17 protein-coding genes and 1 pseudogene are annotated in these 19,842 nt (G+C 66.5%); 15 read left to right on the forward strand and 3 right to left on the reverse strand.

The features are described from left to right. The 3 genes and pseudogenes from CG50_RS10070 to CG50_RS10080 form a co-directional block, all read left to right on the forward strand. Positions 1 to 395, forward strand: a pseudogene (locus CG50_RS10070) (bifunctional methylenetetrahydrofolate dehydrogenase/methenyltetrahydrofolate cyclohydrolase); the annotation flags it as partial. A 99-nt stretch (positions 396 to 494) separates the two neighbouring features. Next, positions 495 to 1,379, forward strand: coding sequence for a formyltetrahydrofolate deformylase (purU, locus tag CG50_RS10075; RefSeq protein WP_036637782.1), 885 nt, complete (start codon positions 495 to 497; stop codon positions 1,377 to 1,379). A gap of 110 nt (positions 1,380 to 1,489) precedes the next feature. Beyond that, the gene (locus tag CG50_RS10080) at positions 1,490 to 2,206 is read left to right on the forward strand and encodes a FadR/GntR family transcriptional regulator (RefSeq protein WP_036637784.1); all 717 of its coding nucleotides are present in this window, start codon (positions 1,490 to 1,492) and stop codon (positions 2,204 to 2,206) included. On the opposite strand, the gene CG50_RS10085 is transcribed toward CG50_RS10080, so the two are convergent. Then, positions 2,176 to 3,468, reverse strand: a complete 1,293-nt coding sequence (locus tag CG50_RS10085) for an ABC transporter substrate-binding protein (protein ID WP_036637786.1) — start codon at positions 3,466 to 3,468, stop codon at positions 2,176 to 2,178. The genes CG50_RS10080 and CG50_RS10085 overlap by 31 nt on opposite strands. Positions 3,469 to 3,651: 183 nt before the next feature. On the opposite strand from CG50_RS10085, the gene CG50_RS10090 reads away from it, so the two are divergent. From CG50_RS10090 to CG50_RS10115, 6 genes are all read left to right on the forward strand, one after another. Continuing rightward, positions 3,652 to 4,995, forward strand: coding sequence for an NAD(P)-binding domain-containing protein (locus CG50_RS10090; protein WP_036637788.1), 1,344 nt, complete (start codon positions 3,652 to 3,654; stop codon positions 4,993 to 4,995). 58 nt (positions 4,996 to 5,053) lie between these two features. Beyond that, a complete protein-coding gene (locus CG50_RS10095) occupies positions 5,054 to 7,414 on the forward strand; it encodes a DUF1989 domain-containing protein (RefSeq protein WP_036637790.1) in 2,361 nt (786 codons plus the stop codon). A gap of 34 nt (positions 7,415 to 7,448) precedes the next feature. Continuing rightward, entirely contained in the window at positions 7,449 to 8,585 is a 1,137-nt protein-coding gene (locus CG50_RS10100; RefSeq protein WP_036637791.1) for an aminomethyltransferase family protein, read from the forward strand. 67 nt (positions 8,586 to 8,652) lie between these two features. After that, positions 8,653 to 9,261, forward strand: coding sequence for a dimethylamine monooxygenase subunit DmmA family protein (locus CG50_RS10105; protein WP_036637910.1), 609 nt, complete (start codon positions 8,653 to 8,655; stop codon positions 9,259 to 9,261). Continuing rightward, complete coding sequence (locus CG50_RS10110; RefSeq protein ID WP_036637793.1) at positions 9,258 to 10,205, forward strand: PDR/VanB family oxidoreductase; 948 nt, start codon at positions 9,258 to 9,260, stop codon at positions 10,203 to 10,205. The genes CG50_RS10105 and CG50_RS10110 overlap by 4 nt, the downstream gene beginning before the upstream one ends. Before the next feature lie 4 nt (positions 10,206 to 10,209). Then, the gene (locus tag CG50_RS10115; protein WP_036637794.1) at positions 10,210 to 11,250 is read left to right on the forward strand and encodes a heme-dependent oxidative N-demethylase family protein; all 1,041 of its coding nucleotides are present in this window, start codon (positions 10,210 to 10,212) and stop codon (positions 11,248 to 11,250) included. Positions 11,251 to 11,558: 308 nt separating this feature from the next. Here the strand turns inward: CG50_RS10115 and CG50_RS10120 are convergent, their stop codons facing one another. Further along, positions 11,559 to 12,968, reverse strand: a complete 1,410-nt coding sequence (locus CG50_RS10120) for an ammonium transporter (RefSeq protein WP_036637796.1) — start codon at positions 12,966 to 12,968, stop codon at positions 11,559 to 11,561. A gap of 153 nt (positions 12,969 to 13,121) precedes the next feature. After that, positions 13,122 to 14,078 (reverse strand): LysR family transcriptional regulator, encoded by a 957-nt coding sequence (locus tag CG50_RS10125; RefSeq protein ID WP_081880378.1) that lies wholly within the window; start codon positions 14,076 to 14,078, stop codon positions 13,122 to 13,124. Positions 14,079 to 14,350: 272 nt separating this feature from the next. On the opposite strand from CG50_RS10125, the gene CG50_RS10130 reads away from it, so the two are divergent. The 6 genes from CG50_RS10130 to CG50_RS10155 all read left to right on the forward strand — a co-directional run bounded on the left by CG50_RS10130 (position 14,351) and on the right by CG50_RS10155 (position 19,793). After that, entirely contained in the window at positions 14,351 to 15,139 is a 789-nt protein-coding gene (locus CG50_RS10130; RefSeq protein WP_036637798.1) for a transporter substrate-binding domain-containing protein, read from the forward strand. Positions 15,140 to 15,157: 18 nt separating this feature from the next. After that, positions 15,158 to 15,820 (forward strand): amino acid ABC transporter permease, encoded by a 663-nt coding sequence (locus CG50_RS10135; protein WP_036637800.1) that lies wholly within the window; start codon positions 15,158 to 15,160, stop codon positions 15,818 to 15,820. A gap of 4 nt (positions 15,821 to 15,824) precedes the next feature. Further along, positions 15,825 to 16,478 (forward strand): amino acid ABC transporter permease, encoded by a 654-nt coding sequence (locus CG50_RS10140; protein WP_036637802.1) that lies wholly within the window; start codon positions 15,825 to 15,827, stop codon positions 16,476 to 16,478. Then, positions 16,462 to 17,223 carry an amino acid ABC transporter ATP-binding protein gene (locus CG50_RS10145; RefSeq protein WP_036637804.1) on the forward strand — a complete coding sequence of 254 codons (762 nt, stop codon included), beginning with the start codon at positions 16,462 to 16,464 and terminating at the stop codon, positions 17,221 to 17,223. The genes CG50_RS10140 and CG50_RS10145 overlap by 17 nt, the downstream gene beginning before the upstream one ends. 282 nt (positions 17,224 to 17,505) lie before the next feature. Continuing rightward, positions 17,506 to 18,447 carry a LysR family transcriptional regulator gene (locus CG50_RS10150; RefSeq protein ID WP_036637805.1) on the forward strand — a complete coding sequence of 314 codons (942 nt, stop codon included), beginning with the start codon at positions 17,506 to 17,508 and terminating at the stop codon, positions 18,445 to 18,447. Between the two features lie 221 nt (positions 18,448 to 18,668). Beyond that, positions 18,669 to 19,793, forward strand: a complete 1,125-nt coding sequence (locus tag CG50_RS10155) for an aromatic ring-hydroxylating oxygenase subunit alpha (RefSeq protein WP_036637807.1) — start codon at positions 18,669 to 18,671, stop codon at positions 19,791 to 19,793. Positions 19,794 to 19,842 lie beyond the last annotated feature (49 nt).

Genomic DNA, 19,842 nt, shown 5'->3' on the forward strand with positions numbered 1-19,842 from the left:
TCGTCGGCAAGCCGATGGCGCAACTGCTGCTCGGCGACAGCTGCACCGTGACGATCGCGCATTCCCGCACGAAGGATCTGCCCGAGGTCTGCCGCCGCGCGGACATCGTGGTCGCGGCCGTCGGCCGGCCGCAGATGGTGAAGGGCGACTGGATCAAGCCGGGCGCGACGGTGATCGACGTCGGCATCAACCGCATCCCCGCGCCCGAACGTGGCGAGGGCAAGATGCGTCTGGTGGGCGATGTGGATTTCGCCTCGGCGGTCGAGGTCGCGGGCGCGATCACCCCGGTTCCGGGCGGTGTCGGTCCGATGACCATCGCGTGCCTTCTGGCCAACACACTCACCGCCTGCTGCCGGGCGAACGGCCTCGCCGAACCCGAAGGCCTGACCGCCTGAGGTCTGCTCCGATCCGCTCCCTGCCCGGACGGGTCGAACCGGCATCCGCCGGCCCTGAAACTGCACCCAACACACAAGAAAATCCAACGGGAGTTCACCATGTCCAGATACTGCCTCACCGTCGCCTGTCCGACGAAGCGCGGCATCGTCGCCGCGATCTCGACCTATCTGGCCGAGACCGGCTGCAACATCACCGACAGCTCGCAATACGATGACACCGGCACCGGGCGGTTCTTCATGCGGGTCAGCTTCGCCTCGGAGCAGGGCCTCGCGCAGGCCGACCTCGAAGCCGGTTTCGCCCCGATCGCCAAGGAATTCGCCATGGCCGCGAAGTTCCATGATGAGCGCGAGAAGATGAAGGTCATCATCATGGTCTCGCGCTTCGGGCACTGCCTGAACGATCTGCTGTATCGCTGGCGCATCGGCGCGCTGCCGATCGACATCGTGGCGGTGATCTCGAACCACATGGACTATCAGAAGGTCGTGGTGAACCACGACATCCCGTTCCACTGCATCAAGGTCACCAAGGAAAACAAGACCGCCGCCGAGGCCGAGCAGATGCGCATCGTCCACGAGGCCGGGGCCGAGCTGATCGTGCTCGCGCGCTACATGCAGATCCTGTCGGATCAGATGTGCAAGGAAATGTCGGGCCGGATCATCAATATCCATCACTCCTTCCTGCCGTCGTTCAAGGGCGCCAACCCCTACAAGCAGGCCTATGAGCGCGGCGTGAAACTGATCGGTGCGACCTCGCATTACGTGACCGCCGACCTCGACGAGGGTCCGATCATCGAACAGGACACCATCCGCGTGACCCATGCGCAGTCGCCCGACGATTACGTCTCGCTCGGCCGTGACGTGGAAAGCCAGGTGCTGGCGCGGGCGATCCACGCCCATATCCACCACCGGGTGTTCATGAACGGCAACAAGACCGTGGTGTTCCCGGCCTCGCCCGGCTCCTACGCTTCGGAACGGATGGGCTGAGGCTCGCCGCATCCCGGCCTCTCTTCGCGCGAAGGGGGGCTGGATCGCGCGACGGGGCCGGTCTATCCTCGCTTTGCCCGATTTTCGGGCGGAACCGAAGGAAGCCTGCAGTGACCGTCCCCTCGCGCCTTTTCGCTGACACCCCGGCCCTCGGGGCGACGGTGCGTCAGGTGCTCGACACGCTGAAGGGCCGGATCGTCGCCGGGGAATATCCGCTCGACGCGCGCCTGCCGTCGGAACGCCAGCTCGCTCAGGACATGGGGGTGGCGCGCAATACGGTGCGCGAGGCCCTCGATATTCTGGAAGGGCAGGGGATGATCCGCCGCCGTGCGGGCGCGGGCACCTTCGTCGCTCATGACCCGGCGGGCAGCAAGGCCTCGACCGCGCCGGTCGCGGCCGAGACCGGGCCGTTGCAGCTTCAGGTGATGCGCGGGATCCTGGAACCCGAGATGGTGCGCCTCGCCATCGTCGCCATGCCGCCGCGCCGGATCGAGGCGCTCGGCGCTGCGCTCGGCCGGATGGAAGAGGCATCGGGCGATGTCGCGGCCTTCCTGCGCCTTGAGGAAGAGTTCCACCGCCTGATCGCCGAGGCGACCGGCAATCCGCTGCTGATCGCCTGTTACGCGCTGGTGATCGAGGCGCGGCGGCAGGAATTCCGCACCGCTCTTTATCGCCGCCGCCTCGGCCCGGCGCGGATCGCGGCCAGCCTGCGCCGCACGCGCGCGCTGTTCGACGCCATCGCCGCGCGCGACATCGAGACCGGCTGCGAGCTGATGCGGCTGGGGCTGGTCGAGGATCAGAAGATCCTGCTCGGCGAGGACGACTGAGCCGCGATCTTGCCGCGCGCGCGGTGCTGCCAGCTTTGCCCAAGCTCCGCCATGTGCCGCATCAGCACCCCGTGATGGCGCCCGAGCCAGCCGAGAACCGAGCCGAATTCCGCGATCCTCGCCCGGCCCTCGCGCAGGCGCACCACCGGCCAGTCACCGACGAGCGCGTTGTCGATGCCGTAAAGCTCCGCCCCCCACCATTCGGCCGGGCCGAAGATATGCGGCATCTTCTGGCCGCGCTGCATCGCCGACAGCACCCGCACCGGATCGGCGCTGCCCGCGACCTCGGCCGCGCCGTGCCACAGATCGAGGATCGAGGCATATTCCCAGCTCACCGCCGACCACAGCCCCGGAAACCGCCGGGTGTAGCTGTCGAAGAAGCTGCGCGGGTTGCGGAAGAAAAAGGCGGTATCGGCCAGCATCGGATCGTCGAAATCCGGGAACTGGAAGGTGTAGCGCGCCATGAACCCGGCCGAGGTGCGCGCGATCATCTTCGGATAATCGTCGGCGGTGCAGGCGATGACCTCGCCGCGGAAGCCGCGGGCATGGGCGGCCTCGGTCAGCGCGGCGATCATCGGCGGGGCTGACGAGCACCAGCACAGCACCTCGGGGTCGTCTTGCAGCATCGCGGCGACGATGCCGTCTGCGTCATGATTGTCGGGCGCATAGCGGATCTCTCGCAGCCGGGTGAACCCCGCGACCTCGAAGGCCGCGCGATAGACCGCGAGCGAGGGCAGCCCGAGGCTGTCGGTCTGCGCGCACAGGGCCACCCGTTTCAGCGCCGGACGGTTGCGCGCCAGCCACTCCACCCCGGTGACGTTGAACAGCGGATGCAGCTCCGCCGGCGCGATCAGCGAGGGCGTGTCCGGCCCGAGGTCCGAAGGCAGCAGCGTCGCCACCAGCGCGCGGCGCGCCATCAGCCAGGGCAGCGCCGGCGCCAGCGTATCGCCGCCGAGCGTCAGGATCAGCCGCGCCCGGCGCAGTTCGATCAGCTCGCGCGCGGCCTCGAACGTGGTCTCGGGGGAGAGCGCGCTGTCGCGGGCGACGATCTCGATCGGCCGCGTCCGCCCGCCGAGGGTCAGCCCGCCGTGATCGTTCATCTCCTCGGCCCACAGCTCGGCGCCGGCGAGACCGGGCCGCCCCCAGCCCGACTCGGGCCCCGACAGCGGCGCGAGAAAGCCGATCCGCACCGGCGCCGTGTCGCGCCCGCGCGGCAGCGATCCGGCGGCGGCAAGGCGCAAGGCGAAGGAGGCGCTGCCCATAAAATCACCCGAAGCAGGACGGAGGCGGAAGTCTTGGCCCATTTTTGCGTCACATGAACATTCAGGCAAGAAAAATAATTGACAGGAAACACCACCGTGCCGGCTTAATTGGTCCATACCGAATGAGCCAATAATCATAACAGGTCCAATTCGGAACAAGAACAGACCAACAGGGAGACTACCATGACCAAACGCGTTGCCGTGATCGGTGCCGGTCCCTCGGGCCTTGCCGCGCTGCGTGCCTTTCAGTCCGCCGCCAGGAAAGGCGCGGAAATTCCGGAGATCGTCTGTTTCGAGAAACAGTCGAACTGGGGCGGGCTGTGGAACTACACCTGGCGCACCGGCGTCGACGAGAACGGGGAACCGGTTCACTGCTCGATGTATCGCTACCTGTGGACCAACGGTCCGAAGGAGGGCCTCGAATTCGCCGATTATCCGTTCGAGGAACATTTCGGCAAGCAGATCGCCTCTTACCCGCCGCGCGCGGTGATGTTCGATTACATCGAGGGGCGGGTGAACAAGGCCGGCATCCGGCCGTGGATCCGGTTCAGCTCGGTGATCCGCTGGGTCGAATACGATGCGGACGCGGACGATTTCACCATCACCGTGCACGACATGACGAAAGATCACGTCTACAAGGAGCGGTTCGACAACGTCATCGTCGCCTCGGGCCATTTCTCCAGCCCCAACGTGCCGGACTACCCGGGCTTCGATCACTATTACGGCCGCATCGTCCATGCCCATGACTTCCGCGACGCGCGCGAATTCGCCGGTCAGGACGTGCTGGTGGTGGGCTCGTCCTACTCGGCCGAGGACATCGGTTCGCAGTGCTGGAAATACGGCGCGAAGACGGTGACCTCGTGCTATCGCTCGGCGCCGATGGGGTTCGACTGGCCCGAGAACTGGGAAGAGAAGCCCGCCCTCGTCAGGGTCGAGGGCAAGACCGCCTTCTTCAAGGACGGCAGCTCGCGCCATGTCGATGCGATCATCCTGTGCACCGGCTACAAGCACTACTTCCCGTTCCTGCCCGACGAGCTGCGGCTGAAGACCAAGAACCGCCTCGCGACCGCCGACCTCTACAAGGGCGTGGTCTATGTCCACAATCCGAAGATGTTCTACCTCGGGATGCAGGACCAGTGGTTCACCTTCAACATGTTCGACGCCCAGGCCTGGTATGTGCGCGACATCATCCTCGGCCGGATCGCGGTGCCCGCCGACAAGCAGGTGCTGATGGCCGACGTGGCCGAGCGCGAGGCGCGCGAGGAAGCCTCGGACGAGGTGAAATACGCGATCGAGTATCAGGGCGATTACGTCAAGGAGCTGATCGCCGACACCGATTACCCGAGTTTCAACGTCGATGGCGCGATCGAGGCCTTCCTCGAATGGAAGCACCACAAGAAGGACGACATCATGGCGTTCCGCAACCACAGCTACAAATCGGTGATGACCGGGACGATGGCGCCCGCCCATCACACGCCGTGGAAGGATGCGCTCGACGACTCGATGGAAGCCTATCTCGCGAACTGAGCTGTCCTCCTCCGGGGGGGCCTCGGTCCCCCCGCCTTTTTTCCGTGCAGGAGACGAGATGACCCTGACGTTCAGCGATGCCCCGTTCCGTCCGGGCCCGCCGCGCGCGGCCCCCGCCCGCCGGGTCGCAGGCTTTTCCCGCGCCCCGGGGACGGAGCGGTATTCCGTGCCGGGCCGTGGCGCCATCGTGGTCGAGATCGCCGCCGGCGACCGGATTTCGGTGACGAATGACGAGGGCGGCCAACGCTGCGAGCTTGTGGCCGCGCATCCCGATGGCCGGCTCGATTGCGGCCTTCTGGGCTGGCAGGCCGATACCCCGGCCGAGGGGCTGCGCGCCCTGCTGCCCGATCTGCCGAAACTGCGTCTGGCGCTTGCGCGCCGGGCGATCGGGCTGACCGACGCGCGCGCCATCGGGCTGTTCGGGGCGACATCGCGCGCCGGCGAGGCGGCGGCCTTCGTCGCGCAGGGGCCGGGCTGGCTGATCGTCGCCGCACCCGCCGCGCCGATGGCGGCGGAGGGGCAGGACACCGCGACGCCCCTGTCGCTGAGCGTCCAGCGCGCCGCGCCGCGCGCTTTGGCACATTTCGCGCTCCCGGATCCTCTGGCCGATCCGAAGATCGACCTGCGGGTGAAATCCTCGAGTGCCGAGGCCTATCTGGTGCGCGCGGGCGATTACATCCAGATCCTCGACGTCGACGGCCGGCAATGCACCGATTTCCAGTGCTTCGACGCCCGCAAGCTCGACCGCGGGATCGTCCATCCGCTCGACGTCACGGTGACGCGCACGCTGCTCGGTCACAATTACCCGATGCCGGGGCTGCACGGGAAATACTTCGATCAGCAGATGCAGCCGCTGGTCGAGGTGGTGCAGGATACCTGCGGGCGGCACGACACTTTCGGGCTGGCCTGCTCGGCCAAGTATTACGACGACATCGGCTATCCCGGTCACGCCAACTGCACCGACAATTTCAACCGCGCGCTCGCCCCCTATGACATCGAGGGTCGCGCCGGCTGGATGGCGGCGAACTTCTTCTTCAACACCGGGATCGACGCGCATGGCGTGATGTATGCCGACGAACCCTGGTCGCGGCCGGGCGATTATGTGCTGTTGCGCGCGCTCAGCGACATCGTGTGCGTGTCCTCGGCCTGCCCGGACGACACCTCGGCCGCCAATGGCTGGAACCCGAGCGACATTCACGTGCGCAGCTATTCCGGGGCCGAGCGGTTCAGCCGCGCCTCGGCCTGGCGCCCCACCCCCGACGCGGAGCCGATCATGACGCGTGAAAGCGCCTTCCACCCCCGTTTCGCCGCGATGACGCGCGATTTCGTCGACTATCGCGGCTTCTGGCTGCCGAACTCCTTCCCGGGCTGCGATCCGGTGGAAAGCTACTGGGCGGCGCGCGAGGGCGTCGTGGTCATGGACCTGTCGGCGCTGCGCAAGTTCGAGGTCACCGGCCCCGACGCCGAGGCGCTTCTGAACTGGGTGCTGACGCGCGATGTCTCGAAGCTCGGTCACGGGCAGGTGGTCTATTCGGCGATGTGTCACCCGCATGGCGGCATGATCGACGACGGCACGCTGTTCCGTCTGGGCGATCAGGCGTTTCGCTGGATCGGCGGCACCGACGAGGGCGGCGTGTGGATGCGAGAGCAGGCCGAGGCGCTCGGCCTCAATGTGCTGGTGCGCTCCTCGACCGATCAGATGCACAACATCGCGGTGCAGGGGCCGAAATCGCGCGCGCTGATGTCGGAGATCGTCTGGACCGCGCCGCATCAGACCGCGATCGCCGAGATGGGGTGGTTTCGCTTCACCGTCGGGCGGATCGGCGGGCCGACCGGGGCGCCGGTCGTGGTGTCGCGCACCGGCTACACGGGCGAACTCGGCTATGAGATCTTCTGCCACCCGAAGGATGCCGGGGCGGTCTTCGACGCGGTTTGGCGTGCGGGCGAACCTCTGGGCATCCGGCCGATGGGGCTTGCCGGCCTCGATCTGTGCCGGATCGAGGCGGGGCTCGTCTTCGCGGGCTACGATTTCAGCGACCAGACCGACCCGTTCGAGGCCGGCATCGGCTTCACCGTGCCGCTGAAATCGAAGACCGCCGATTTCGTCGGCCGCGAGGCGCTGATCCGGCGCAAGGAAACCCCGGCGCGTCGCTTCGTCGGGCTGGAACTCGACGGGCAGGAGCCCATCGCGCATGGCGATTGCATTCGCATCGGCCGCGCGCAGGTGGGCGAGGTCTGCTCGGCCATGCGCTCGCCGCGCACGGGGACGTGGATCGCGCTCGCGCGAGTCGATGTCTCGGTCTCGGCGCCGGGAACGGCGGTCGAGGTCGGCCGGCTCGACGGTCATATCAAGCGCCTCGCCGCCCGCATCGCGCCCTTCCCCTACTACGACCCGAAGAAAGAGCGGCCCCGTTCGTGAGGGCCGCCGCACCATCAACCGACAGGACAGAACAATGACTGCATCTTGGAGATTCTCGACCCTCGCCGAGCGCCACCGCGCGCTTGGCTCGAAGCTGGAAGACTGGTCCGGCATGGGCACCGCCTGGAGCTATGACGGCGACCCCGTGGCGGAATACATGGCGATCCGGACGAAGGCCGGGCTGATGGACGTCTCGGGGCTGAAGAAGGTGCATATCACCGGCCCGGGCGCGAGCCATGTCATCGACCGCGCCACCACCCGCAACGTCGAGAAGCTGATGCCGGGCCGCGCGGTCTATGCCGCGATGCTCAACGACGCCGGCAAGTTCATCGACGATTGCGTGATCTACCGCACCGGCCCGAACGCCTTCATGGTGGTGCATGGCTCGGGTCAGGGGTTCGAGCAGCTGACCATGGCCGCCTATGGCCGCGATGTCTCGGTTCGGTTCGACGACAACCTGCACGATCTGTCGCTGCAAGGGCCGCTCGCGGTGGATTATCTGGAGAAATACGTCCCCGGCATCCGCCAGCTGCGTTATTTCGGCCATATGCAGACCTCGCTTTTCGGGGTGCCGGCGATGATCTCGCGCACCGGCTACACCGGCGAACGGGGGTATGAGCTGTTCGTGCGCGGTCAGGACGCGCCGATGGTCTGGGACCGCATCCTCGAGGAAGGTGCTGCGATGGGCATCATCCCGTGCCGGTTCACCACGCTCGATCTGCTGCGCACCGAAAGCTATCTGCTGTTCTTCCCCTATGACAATTCCGAGATGTATCCGTTCGAGGACGAGCCCTGCGGCGACACGCTGTGGGAACTGGGTCTCGATTTCACCGTCTCGCCGGGCAAGACGGGCTTTCGCGGCGCCGAGGAGCATTACCGCCTGAGGGGCAAGGAGCGCTTCAGGATCTGGGGGCTGAAGCTCGCGGGCGATGTCGCGCCCGAGAACGGCGCGCCGGTGCTGCGCGACGGCAAGAAGGTCGGCGTGGTGACGCAGGCGATGCACTCGCCGCTCAACGACTGGACCGTCGCCATCGCACGCCTGCCGGTCGATTGCGCGAACGAGGGCACGGCGCTGACGGTGCAAAGCGCCGAAGCCGGCGAGATCGCCGCCACCACCGCCGCGATGCCGTTCTTCGACATCGACAAGGCGCGCCGCACCGCGAAGGACTGATCCGTCCGCCGGGGCACACCAGTGTCCCGGCTTTCGTTCCGTTCCGTCCGCTGACAGGGAGATGGACATGCCACGAACCGAATTCAGCCCCGCGATCTTCAGCCGCCCGGTTTATCCGGGGCTGATCTCGCAAGGGGCGGTGCCGGCGATCATGCTGGCCGAAGGCGCGGGCGCCGAGGCGCTGATCGACCTTGCGCTCGCCGATGCCTCGGTGATGGACCGCGCTCATGTGATCTATATCCCTGCGCGCGGCGACAGCGCGACGGGGGCGCGCCTTGGCCAGCTCGGTGCGAAGATGTATCACGAGGCGCCGAGCTATGCCGCCTGCCTAGAACGTTATCGCAAGGCGCTGGCCGATGCCCATATGGGCACCTGGCTGTATCTGGCCGGCAGCGAAGGGCTGATCGGTCAGGCCGCGGCCGAGGCGACGGCGGCAGGTCTGCCCGCCGACGCCATCCTGAGCGAGCATCGCGGCCCCGTCACCCGCCGGATGCAATGCGTCCATTGCAAGGGCATCACCGAAGAGGTCGCGACCGATCCCTTCACCTGCGCCCATTGCGGCCGGTCGCTCTTCGTGCGCGACCATTTCTCGCGCCGCCTCGGCGCCTTCCAGGGCGTCGCCATCGACGCCGAGACCCCCGGCATCGTCCCCGAACCGCGGAGCATTCAACGATGAGCGCCCAGGTGCTGCAAGTCGCCGAGGTCGAGGCGCTCTCGCCCCTCGTCACCCGGTTCCGTTTCGTCCATCCCGAGGGAGAGGCGCTGCCGTTGTTCTCGGGTGGCGCGCATGTCGTCGTCGAGATGCCCGATGGCGCGGTGCTGCGGCGCAACGCCTATTCGCTGATCTCGGATCCGCTCGACGGCTCCGGCTACGAGATCGCGGTGCGCCGCGACGAGGCCGGGCGGGGCGGCTCGCGCTTCATGCACGCTGAGGTTGCGGTGGGCGATCTGCTGCGGGTGGGGGCGCCGGTCAATCTGTTCGCGCTCGATCTGCGGGCGCGCCGGCATGTGCTGATCGCGGGCGGCATCGGCATCACGCCGTTCCTCGCCCAGATCAGGCAGCTGATCCGGCTGCAACTGCCGTTCGAACTGCATTACGCGGTGCGCTCGCGCGCCGAGGCCGCGGCGGCGCGGCTGCTGCCCGATCTCGCGCAGGTGCATCTGCATATCTCGGAAGAGGGCAGCCGGATGGACCTCGGCGAGATCCTCTCGGGTCAGCCGCTCGGCACGCATGTCTATGTCTGCGGCCCCGAGGGGCTGGTCGATGGCGTTCTCGACACCGCGCGCTGTCTTGGCTGGCCGAAGGGGGCGCTGCATTCCGAGGCCTTCCTCGCCCCGCCGCCCGGCGAGGCGTTCGAGGTCACGCTGGCGCGCTCGGGCCGCAAGATCGCGGTCGGCCCGCATCAGAGCCTGCTGGAGGCGCTCGAAGCCGCCGAGGTCGAGGTGCCCTGGCTGTGCCGCGGCGGCGCCTGCGGTCAGTGCGAGACCCATGTGACCTCCTGCTCGGGCCATATCGAGCACCACGACCACTGGCTGAGCGACGAGGCCCGTGCCAGCCAGAGTGCCATCATGCCCTGCGTCTCGCGCTTTCGCGGGGCGGATCTGACCATCGACAGGTGATCCCATGACCATGCGTTTCAACGACGAGACCTTCCGCGGCGATTACACCTTCCGCAATTCGCCAGAGGCCGTGCGCCGCTTCCCGTTCCCCTTCGATCAGGACAGCTACATGTATTCCGTCAACATCGAGCCGCACCGCAAGACGCGGGCGGGCTCGGTGTTCGAGCATCGCTTCGATGTCGACGAGCATTACGTCGCCGAGATGCGCGACCGGGCGATCACGCTCGAACGCGATCCGCTGCGCTGCCAGTCGCTGCCGCATATGGAGCTGGCGGGGTGGGATTTCCTCGAACTGGTGATGACCTCGAAGGCCGAGGATTACCCCGAGCTGTTCACGCTGAACCGCGACGGCGATCGCTGGCACTGGATCAACCGCCCGCTCGGGATCGAGCAGCGGTTCACCTTCCTCGACGCGACGACGCTGCCCTGCGGGCCGATGGAATACATCACCCGTCAGACCCAGGGCGATCACGCGCTTCTCGATCAGCGTGACGGCAATCTGTGGATGGATGCCGGGATGGTGACGGCGCAGGCGGACTGGTCGCTCGATTTCGACATCGGGATGAACTTCTTCGAATGGCACGCCCCGGTGCCGAAGGCGAACGAGATGGGCGTGTTCCAGCGCGCGCTGAAGTTCCTTCTGAACCTGCAGCAGGGCGCGCCGGTCAGGCGGCTGAACTGGACGATGACGGTGAACCCGCGCCTCGACACCAGCCCCGAGACCTATCCCGAATGGGGCCCCGAGAAGCGCACCGTCACCCCCGAGACCGTGGGCGCGAAGCAGCATCTGCGCGTCGAGCTGCAGACGCTGTGGCGGCTGCCGCGCTCGAACGCCATCGCCTTTCCGATCCGGTGCTATCTGTGTGCGCTCGACGACATCGTGACGGTGCCGAAATGGGGCCGGCGGCTGCACCGGGTCTTGCGCGACCTGCCGGACGAGCTCGCCGAATACAAGGGCTTCGCCGTCAATCGCGGCGTGATCGTCGATTACCTCGCGCGCTTCGATGACGGGGCCGAGACTTCGCCGGGGATCTTCCCCGACTGAGGCCCCGGCCGATCTTCAGACCGGTCTTTCCGGGGGCGGAGAGTCCCCGGCAAAAGGACAGGGGCGGCCCGCTTGAGAGGCCGCCCCGCCGCTGAACGCCCGCCCTGCCCGCGGGGGTTCCCGCCCGACAGTTTCCCGGTCGTCGCACCTGTTCGCGACCGGGACTGTCGGGTTTGGTCCGTTCCGCCGGCCGCTGCACGCATCGACGCGCGAGGAACCGGGGGAGGGCAGGGCGGCGGACCGCCCGTGCCGTTTCGGTCGTTTCGTTTCGGGGTTCGGGCGCGGGTCCGGGCCCGCGCCCTTCCGGCTCAGCCGGCGAACTTGTCCGATGTCATCTTGGCCGGGGCGCTCATCGCACCCGCACCTTCCATCGCCGCCGCGACCGGATAGACCGCGCCGCCGCCGAACACGCTGTCGGTCAGACGATAGGCGGATTCGCCATGCGCCGAGGTATCGAGGCCCTCGTATTCCTCTTCTTCCTCGACCCGCAACCCGCCGCAGACCAGCGCGGTGATCTTCAGCGCGACGAAGGTCATCACCACCGAAACCGCGATGCTGAAGGCGATGATCGCGACCTGCGGCACCATCTGGGTGAGCAGCGTGCGTCCCTCGGGGAAGCCCGTGCCGCCCAGAACCGGCAGCGCGAAAATCACCGTCAGGATGCCGCCCACCGCGGCGCCGACGCCATGCACGCCGAACACGTCGAAGCTGTCGTCATAGCCGAGACGCGGCTTGATCGCCTCGACGGCATAAAGGCAGATCGGTGCGGTGATCAGACCGACGGCCATCGCTCCGCCCGGGCCGACATAGCCACAGGCCGGGGTGACCGCGACGAGGCCGGCAATCGCGCCGGTGACCGCGCCGAAGGTGCTGGCGCGCTTGCGCAGCGCCCATTCGGTCAGCATCCAGCCAAGCGCACCCGCGGCCCCGCCCAGCATCGTGTTCACCATCAGAAGCGCCGACAGCCCGTTCGCCGCATAGGCGCAGCCGCCGCAGAACGCGAGCCAGCCGACCCACAGCATCGCACCGCCGGTATAGGTCATCGTCATGTTGTGCGGCGCCATCATCGTCGTGCGGTAACCCTTGCGCGGGCCCACGACCAGCGCGCAGACCAGAGCCGCGATGCCCGCGTTCAGGTGCACGACATTGCCGCCCGCGAAATCGAGGATCCCCATCCCCATGACCCAGCCGCCGCCCCAGGCCATATGCGCCATCGGCACGTAATCGAGCAGGAACCACAGCGCCATGAACACCATCACCGCCGAGAACTTGATGCGTTCCGCAAAGGCGCCGATGATGATCGGCGGGGTGATCGCGGCGAACATCATCATGAACAGTGCATACAGATATTCCGGCAGCGTCAGCACCAGATCGTCCGGGGTGATCCCGGTCAGGAACAGCTTGCCGAACCCGCCGATGACCGCGTTCAGCGGGCTTTCGGTGAAGGCCAGCGAGTAGCCCACCGCGGTCCACAGCACCGCGATCAGCGAGATCGACGCGAACACCTGCGTCAGCACCGACAGCGCGTTCTTGGCGCGCGCCATGCCGGCATAATACAGCCCCAGCCCGGGCAGCATCATCAGCATCACGATCAGTGCGCAGGTCGACACCAGCGCGGTATCGCCCGCACTGAACGCGGGTGCGGCATCCTGAGCGTGAACGGCGACGGGCAGGATGCTCAGGATGCCCGCGGCTCGAATCAGTTTTCGAAGGTGCATTGGTTTTCCCATGTTGGATTGGCAGATGCCTCCATCATGGGGATGGTGAAATTTTGGAAAAATAGTTTCCGCTGGGTAAAGTCACGAAAAGTCTTCAGAGACCATATTGGGGTCAGATTTCGGGCAGATGCGCAAATTCGCATCACTGCTGTATCAATCGGCCCATCCGGTCGGAGGCGGTGCGGTGGGGGGTGTTTCGCCTGCCGCCGCCTCGCGGACCATCTGCATGAACGCCAGAAGGGCGGTCGTCGGGCGGGTCGCGGCGGGGGTCAGGAACCAGGTGCACTGTGCGATTCGCGGCCGGAACGGGCGCAGGCACAGGCGCGGCTCCGGGTGCAGCGCGATCGGGAAAGGGTTGACCAGCGCGACGCCGACGCCTTGCCGGACCAGCTCGATCGTCAGCACGGCGGTGTCGACCTCGAGCACCGACGACGGATGCAGCCCGGCCGCGAACAGCACGCTGTCCTGTGCCGCACGTGCCGAATGGCGTCGGGTCTGGGCGATGAACGGCACCCCGTCGAGATCGGCCGGAGTGATTTCGCTGCGCGCCGCCAGCGGGTGATCGCAGGGAATGGCGCACACCATGTCCGCGGCATGAAGCGTCTCGGCCTTGACGCCGGCGTGCGAGGGCTCGGTGTCGACGATGGCCAGATCGCACCGCCTGTCGGCCACGTAGCTGACAAGAATATCCCCGGAATTCACGTCGACGATCAGGTGCTGGCCGGGGTGGCGACGGGTGAAGCCGGCGACCACGCCGGGCAGGAACCGATGCGCGATGGTGGGGGGCGCGGCAATGCGCAGCGGGCGCGCGCTTTGGGCCAGCGTCTCGTCCGGATCCTCGATCCGGGCCAGCGTCTCGAACAGGGTGTCTAGCTCGGCGTCGATGCGGCGCGCTTCGGCCGTGGGGAAGAGGCGCCCGCCCCGGCGGTTGAACAGCGGCTGAGCGAGCCGCGCCTCGAGCTGGCCGAGGCTGCGGCTGATCGCCGGTTGCGACAGACCGAGGCGCTCGGCCGCGGCGATGGTGGTGCCGCGTTCGACCAGCGCGCGCAGCACTTCCAGCTCGCGCAGCGTCACACCGCTTCGGGTCAGATGGTCCTTTGGATCGGTCACGATATTGTATACGAAATGGTTATGGCTTTTTGTGTTGACAATTACTTAAACGGATAGAATACGAGACCGCAAGCTCCATCAGACGAATAACGCACAAATATAGACCAGTTTGTGCATAATATTTAACCAAAGTGGTTGGGGCTGGTCTGGTCCGGGGGCGAAGGCTTGCCCCGTTCCGGGGGCCATGGCCTGATGAAACCAGCGGGCGCGCTGCGGGCCGGGGCCGGGCTGCAGCGGGACAGCCGCGCAAAGACAGACGGGGAAAGACCACCATGCTGAACCGACGTTCCTTCGTTGCAACCGTGACCGCAGCGACGCTGCTGGCGGCCACCGCCGCGCGTGCCGAAGATGCGCTTGCCAATATCGAGAAGACCAAGACCATTCGCATCGCGGTGCCCACCGATTACCCGCCCTACGGGTTCGCCGGGCTGGACCTGCAGCCGCAGGGCCTCGATATCGACATGGCCAAGCTGATCGCCGACAAGATGGGGGCCAAGCTGGAAATGGTTCCGGTGACCAGCGCGAACCGCATCCCCTATCTGCAGACCGCGCAGGTGGATCTGGTGATCTCGACCCTCGGCAAGAACGCCGAGCGCGAGAAGGTCATCGACTTCAGCCATGCCTATGCGCCGTTCTTCCAGGCGGTCTATGGGCCGAAGTCCATGGAGATCAAGGATTTCGCCGCGCTTGACGGCAAGACCATCGCCGTTGCCAAGGGTGCGATGGAAGAGACCGAACTCGCCAAGCTCGGCCCGGCCGGCATGGTGTTCAGCCGCTACGAGGATCAGGCGACCGCGACCGCGGCCTTCGTCGCCGGTCAGACCCAGCTGATCGCCACCTCGACCTCGAACGCGGCGCTGATGGCGCAGAAGAACCCGCAGCTCGACGCCGAGATGAAGCTGATCATCAAGGAAAGCCCCTGCTTCGTCGGCATCAACAAGGGGCAGGATGCGCTGCTTGGCAAGGTCAACGAGATCATCCTCGCCGCCAAGGCGGATGGCACGCTCGACAAGCTGAGCATGAAATGGCTGAAGAAGCCGGCGGGCGATCTGCCGCTCTGAGCCGAAAGGGCGATCCGGATGACAGTCCAACTTGACTTCATGGCGGTCCTCAGGGACTGGCCGATGCTGGTGACGGGTGTCGTCTGGACGCTCGGCCTGACGGCGGTGGCGGTGGTCCTCGGGCTGCTGGTCGCCGTCTTCTGTGCCTGGGCGCGGGCGAACGGGCCGAGATGGCTGGCCTTCGTCGTCGGCGCTTATGTTGAACTGATCCGCAACACGCCGTTCATCGTGCAGCTGTTCTTCGTGTTTTTCGGCCTGCCCGCGGCCGGGGTGCGGCTGTCGCCGGTGACGGCTTCGCTGCTCGCGCTGACGCTGAACCTCGCGGCCTATGGCACGGAGATCATCCGCGCCGGGCTCGAGGCGACGCCGCGCGGCCAGATCGAGGCGGGTCTGTCGCTGGCGATGAGCCGGGTGCAGATCTTCACCCATGTGATCTTGCCGCCCGCGCTGAAGAAGGTGTGGCCGGCGCTGGTCAGTCAGATCATCATCGTGATGCTCGGCTCCGCCGTCTGCGGCCAGATCGCCACGCGCGAGTTGAGCTATGCGGCCAATGTGATCTCGGCCAGCACCTTCCGCACCTTCGAATCCTACATCGTCGCGACGGCGATCTACCTCGGACTCGCCTGGGCCGTGCGCCGGGCGCTGAACTGGGTCGGTCCGCGCTTCATCTTCGGGAGGTGACGCCATGGTCGATTTCACCCTGTGGGATATCCTGCGCAACCTGCTGCTCGCAGCGCGCTGGACCGTCGTTCTGTCGCTGATCGCCTTCGCGGGCGGCGGGATCGTCGGTCTGGTGCTGCTGTCGCTGCGGCTGTGGCGCGAACGCTCCTTCGCGCGGCTGTTCAACGGCTATGTCGGCCTCTTCCAGGGCACACCGCTGCTGATGCAGCTGTTCCTGAGCTACTTCGGTCTTCGCCTGTTCGGCATCGAGGTCTCGGTCTGGGTCTCGGCGGGTCTGGCGCTGACGCTCTATACCTCGGCCTTCCTCGCCGAGATCTGGCGCGGCTGCGTCGCGGCGATCCCGAAAGGGCAGTGGGAGGCCTCGACCAGCCTCGCGCTCAGCTTCTACGAGCAGATGCGCTACGTGATCCTGCCGCAGGCGCTGCGCATCGCGATCCCGCCGACCGTGGGCTTCGCCGTGCAGGTCATCAAGGGCACGGCGCTTGCTTCGGTCATCGGCTTCGTCGAGCTGACGCGGGCCGGCAACATGATCGCCAATGTCACCTACGCCCCCTTCACCGTCTTCGCGCTGGTCGGGATGTGCTATTTCATCCTGTGCTATCCGATCAGCCTTTACGCCCGCTTTCTCGAAAGGAAGATGAATGCCGTCCGTCGTTGAAGCCTCGGCCCCTGTCATCGTCGATATCGCGGGGCTGCACAAATCCTATGGCGATGTCGAGGTGCTCAAGGGCATCGACCTGCGCGTCCAGAAGGGCGAGGTGGTCTGCATCATCGGCAAGTCGGGCTCCGGCAAGTCGACGCTGTTGCGCTGCATCAACGGGCTGGAGGTGTTCCAGGACGGCGGGCTGACCGTCGACGGCCGGCCGCTGTTGCATGACAACGCCGCCGCGATGCGCGACCTGCGCCAGCGCGTCGGCATGATCTTCCAGAGCTTCAACCTGTTCCCGCATCTGACGGTGGGGGCGAACGTGATGCTCGCGCCGACGCTGGTGAAGAAGTCCGCGCGCCCCGATGCGGCGGCGCAGGCGCACCGGCTGCTTGACCGGGTGGGGCTGGCCGACAAGTTCGACGCGATGCCCGATCAGCTCTCGGGCGGTCAGCAGCAGCGCGTTGCGATCGCGCGGGCGCTGGCGATGGAGCCCGCGGTGATGCTGTGCGACGAGATCACCTCGGCCCTCGATCCCGAGCTGGTCGGAGAAGTGCTGCGCGTCGTCGAAGGGCTGGCGAACGAAGGCATGACGCTGATCATGGTCACCCATGAGATGGCCTTCGCCCGCAAGGTGTCGAGCCGCGTGGTGTTCATGCACCAGGGCCGCGTGCACGAGATCGGCACGCCAGACGAGCTGTTCGGCGCGCCGAAGACGCCGGAACTGCAACAGTTCCTGTCCTCGCTGCACAACTGAGGCCGGGACGCGATTTTTCCGGGGCCGCCCGTCGGGCGGCCCTTTCGTCTGCCCGGCACCTGCGGGATTTCAGGCAGGGATCGCGGTGCGGATCTTGCAGTCCGCGCACTCCTGGCGACGGCGATAGCCGGGGGAAGATGTCGTCACTGCCTGCTTTTGCGGCGTTACGCCTGAAAGAGCATCATTTCCGTTGCCCCCTGCAAGACGGATCGGTTGCCGAGGTTGACCGGCCCGGGAGCCGATCATAGACCGAACCAAATCCCTTCGCGAGTTTGATAAGTTATGGCCTCACGCGTCACCCTGCGACAACTCGAATATTTCGTCGCCGTCGGCGAGGCGGGCTCGATCGCGTTGGCGGCGGAGCGGGTGAACGTGTCCTCGCCCTCGATCTCGGCAGCGATCGCGCAGCTGGAATCCGAGTTCGGCTTGCAGCTTTTCGTGCGCCGCCATGCGCACGGGCTGTCGCTGACGCAAGGCGGCCTGCGCTTCATGGAGCGGGCGCGGGCCGTGCTAGAGCAGGTCAGGGCGCTGAACGAGCTGGCAAACGATATCTCGGGCAAGGTGCGCGGGCCGCTGAACGTCGGCTGTCTGGTGACCTTTGCGCAGATCGTGTTGCCACAGCTGCGGCGCAGCTTCGTCGATCTTTATCCCGAGGTCGCATTCCATCAGTTCGAGCGCGACCAGCAGGAAATCATCGACGGGCTGCGCGCCGCGCGGCTGGATCTGGCGCTGAGCTATGACATGAATATCCCCTCGGACATCGACTTCGTGCCGCTGATGGATCTGCCGCCCTTCGCGCTCCTGCCCGAAGACCATGCGCTTGCCGGGCGCGACAGCCTGACCCCCGAGGATCTGGCGCCCTGGCCGATGGTGCTGCTGGATCTGCCGATCAGCAGCGAATATTTCCTGTCGTTCTTCGAGACCTCCGGCGTGGCTCCGTCGATCGCCGAGCGCACCCGCGACATCGCGGTGATGCGCTCGCTGGTGGCGAACGGTTTCGGCTACGGGATGCTGAACGTGATGCCGCGCACCGAAATCGCTCCCGACGGGCGCCGCCTGCGCTTCGTGCCGCTGAGCGGGCATGTGCGGACGCTGAAGCTCGGTCTGCTGACGACCGGGGGGGCGCGCAATTCGCGCACCATCTCGGCGTTCATAGATCACGCCTGCACCGAGATTACCCCGGAAAATCTGCCCGGCCTGCAATTGCATACTGCGCGCGGCTGAGCCCGGGCGGGTTTGCGGGTCTGGCGCGGGCAGGGGGCTCTGCCCCCGTCTCCTCCGGAGACTCCCCCGGGATATTTGCGGAAAGGCGAAAGGGGGGGCGGGAAAGGTGCCCGCGATGTTAGTCTTTTCCTAAGCGGTGATGATCGAGGTCTTGCTTTCCGGGGCGGGCCGGGCCGCCGCAGGGTGGGCAGGTCATTGCGCCTGAGCCGGAAGGACCCTCCATGCTGCACGATCCCGTCGCTGAACTTGCCGCCATGGCGGCTCTGCCGCTGGAGCGCGCCGGCGCGATGCCGGTGTCGATCTATACCTCGCCCGAATTTCTGGCGCTGGAACAGTCGCGGATCTTCGCCCGAAGCTGGCTTTGTGCCGGGCGGGCGGATGCGCTGAAGGCGCCGGGGGATTACCTGACCCTCGATATCTCCGGGGAGCCGGTGATCGTGCTGCGCGATGCGAAGGGCGCGCTGCGGGCGATGTCGAACGTGTGCCGGCACCGGATGTCGGTGTTGCTGGAGGGGCGCGGTCATGTCGCGGCGATCACCTGTCCCTATCACGCCTGGACCTATGCGCTCGACGGGTCGCTGCGTGGCGCCCCGGCGATGGAGCTGAACGAGAGCTTCTGCAAGCAGGACGTGGCGCTGCCGGGGATCCGTTGCGTCGACTGGCAGGGCTGGATCATGGTCACCCTCGATCCCGATCTGCCGGAGCCTGCGGAACTCCATGCCGATGTCGATAAGCTGGTCGGTTATCTCGACATGGGATCCTATACCGAGACCTTCCGCGAAGAGCACCGTTGGAACACCAACTGGAAGATCCTCGCCGAGAATTTCATGGAAAGCTATCACCTGCCGATGTGCCACCGCGGCACCATCGGAGGGGCGAGCCGGCTGAGCGAGATGGTCTGTCCCGAGGGATTTTCGACCTTCAACTATCACCACATCCTGAAGGACGACTCGGTGCCGCTGGCGCTGGCGCATCCGTCGAACACGGCGCTGACGGGCGAGGAACGGCGCCGGACCTGGCTGTTGTCGATCTACCCCTCGCTGCTGATCACGCTGACGCCCGGCTATTTCTGGTATCTGTCGCTGATGCCCGACGGCACCGATCACGTGAAGATCCTGTATGGCGGCGGGCTGTCGCCCGATTACATGGCCGATCCCGAGGCGCCGAAGCATTTCGCCGCGCTCAAGGGGCTGCTCGATCACGTCAATGATGAGGATCGCGGCTGCACCGAACGGGTCTGGCGCGGAATGCAGAGCCGGTTCGCGGTGCCGGGCGCGCTGTCGCATCTGGAGCGGCCGAATTACGAATTCGCGCGCTGGATTTCCCGTATGATTGCGGTGGAGTGACGCCCGCGACCTGCCCGGAGCAGGTGCGAGAACAGATATGGAAGCGGCC

Origin of the sequence: Paenirhodobacter enshiensis (genome assembly GCF_000740785.1) — a bacterium.
Classification (GTDB): Bacteria; Pseudomonadota; Alphaproteobacteria; order Rhodobacterales; family Rhodobacteraceae; genus Rhodobacter; species Rhodobacter enshiensis.

What these genes read in the sequence shown, in the direction of transcription:
- purU (WP_036637782.1), top strand. Translation starts at nt 495, where the DNA reads ATGTCCAGATACTGCCTCACCGTCGCCTGTCCGACGAAGCGCGGCATC.
- CG50_RS10085 (WP_036637786.1), bottom strand. Translation starts at nt 3,468, where the DNA reads ATGGGCAGCGCCTCCTTCGCCTTGCGCCTTGCCGCCGCCGGATCGCTG.
- CG50_RS10090 (WP_036637788.1), top strand. Translation starts at nt 3,652, where the DNA reads ATGACCAAACGCGTTGCCGTGATCGGTGCCGGTCCCTCGGGCCTTGCC.
- CG50_RS10095 (WP_036637790.1), top strand. Translation starts at nt 5,054, where the DNA reads ATGACCCTGACGTTCAGCGATGCCCCGTTCCGTCCGGGCCCGCCGCGC.
- CG50_RS10100 (WP_036637791.1), top strand. Translation starts at nt 7,449, where the DNA reads ATGACTGCATCTTGGAGATTCTCGACCCTCGCCGAGCGCCACCGCGCG.
- CG50_RS10105 (WP_036637910.1), top strand. Translation starts at nt 8,653, where the DNA reads ATGCCACGAACCGAATTCAGCCCCGCGATCTTCAGCCGCCCGGTTTAT.
- CG50_RS10110 (WP_036637793.1), top strand. Translation starts at nt 9,258, where the DNA reads ATGAGCGCCCAGGTGCTGCAAGTCGCCGAGGTCGAGGCGCTCTCGCCC.
- CG50_RS10115 (WP_036637794.1), top strand. Translation starts at nt 10,210, where the DNA reads ATGACCATGCGTTTCAACGACGAGACCTTCCGCGGCGATTACACCTTC.
- CG50_RS10120 (WP_036637796.1), bottom strand. Translation starts at nt 12,968, where the DNA reads ATGCACCTTCGAAAACTGATTCGAGCCGCGGGCATCCTGAGCATCCTG.
- CG50_RS10130 (WP_036637798.1), top strand. Translation starts at nt 14,351, where the DNA reads ATGCTGAACCGACGTTCCTTCGTTGCAACCGTGACCGCAGCGACGCTG.
- CG50_RS10135 (WP_036637800.1), top strand. Translation starts at nt 15,158, where the DNA reads ATGACAGTCCAACTTGACTTCATGGCGGTCCTCAGGGACTGGCCGATG.
- CG50_RS10140 (WP_036637802.1), top strand. Translation starts at nt 15,825, where the DNA reads ATGGTCGATTTCACCCTGTGGGATATCCTGCGCAACCTGCTGCTCGCA.
- CG50_RS10145 (WP_036637804.1), top strand. Translation starts at nt 16,462, where the DNA reads ATGCCGTCCGTCGTTGAAGCCTCGGCCCCTGTCATCGTCGATATCGCG.
- CG50_RS10150 (WP_036637805.1), top strand. Translation starts at nt 17,506, where the DNA reads ATGGCCTCACGCGTCACCCTGCGACAACTCGAATATTTCGTCGCCGTC.
- CG50_RS10155 (WP_036637807.1), top strand. Translation starts at nt 18,669, where the DNA reads ATGCTGCACGATCCCGTCGCTGAACTTGCCGCCATGGCGGCTCTGCCG.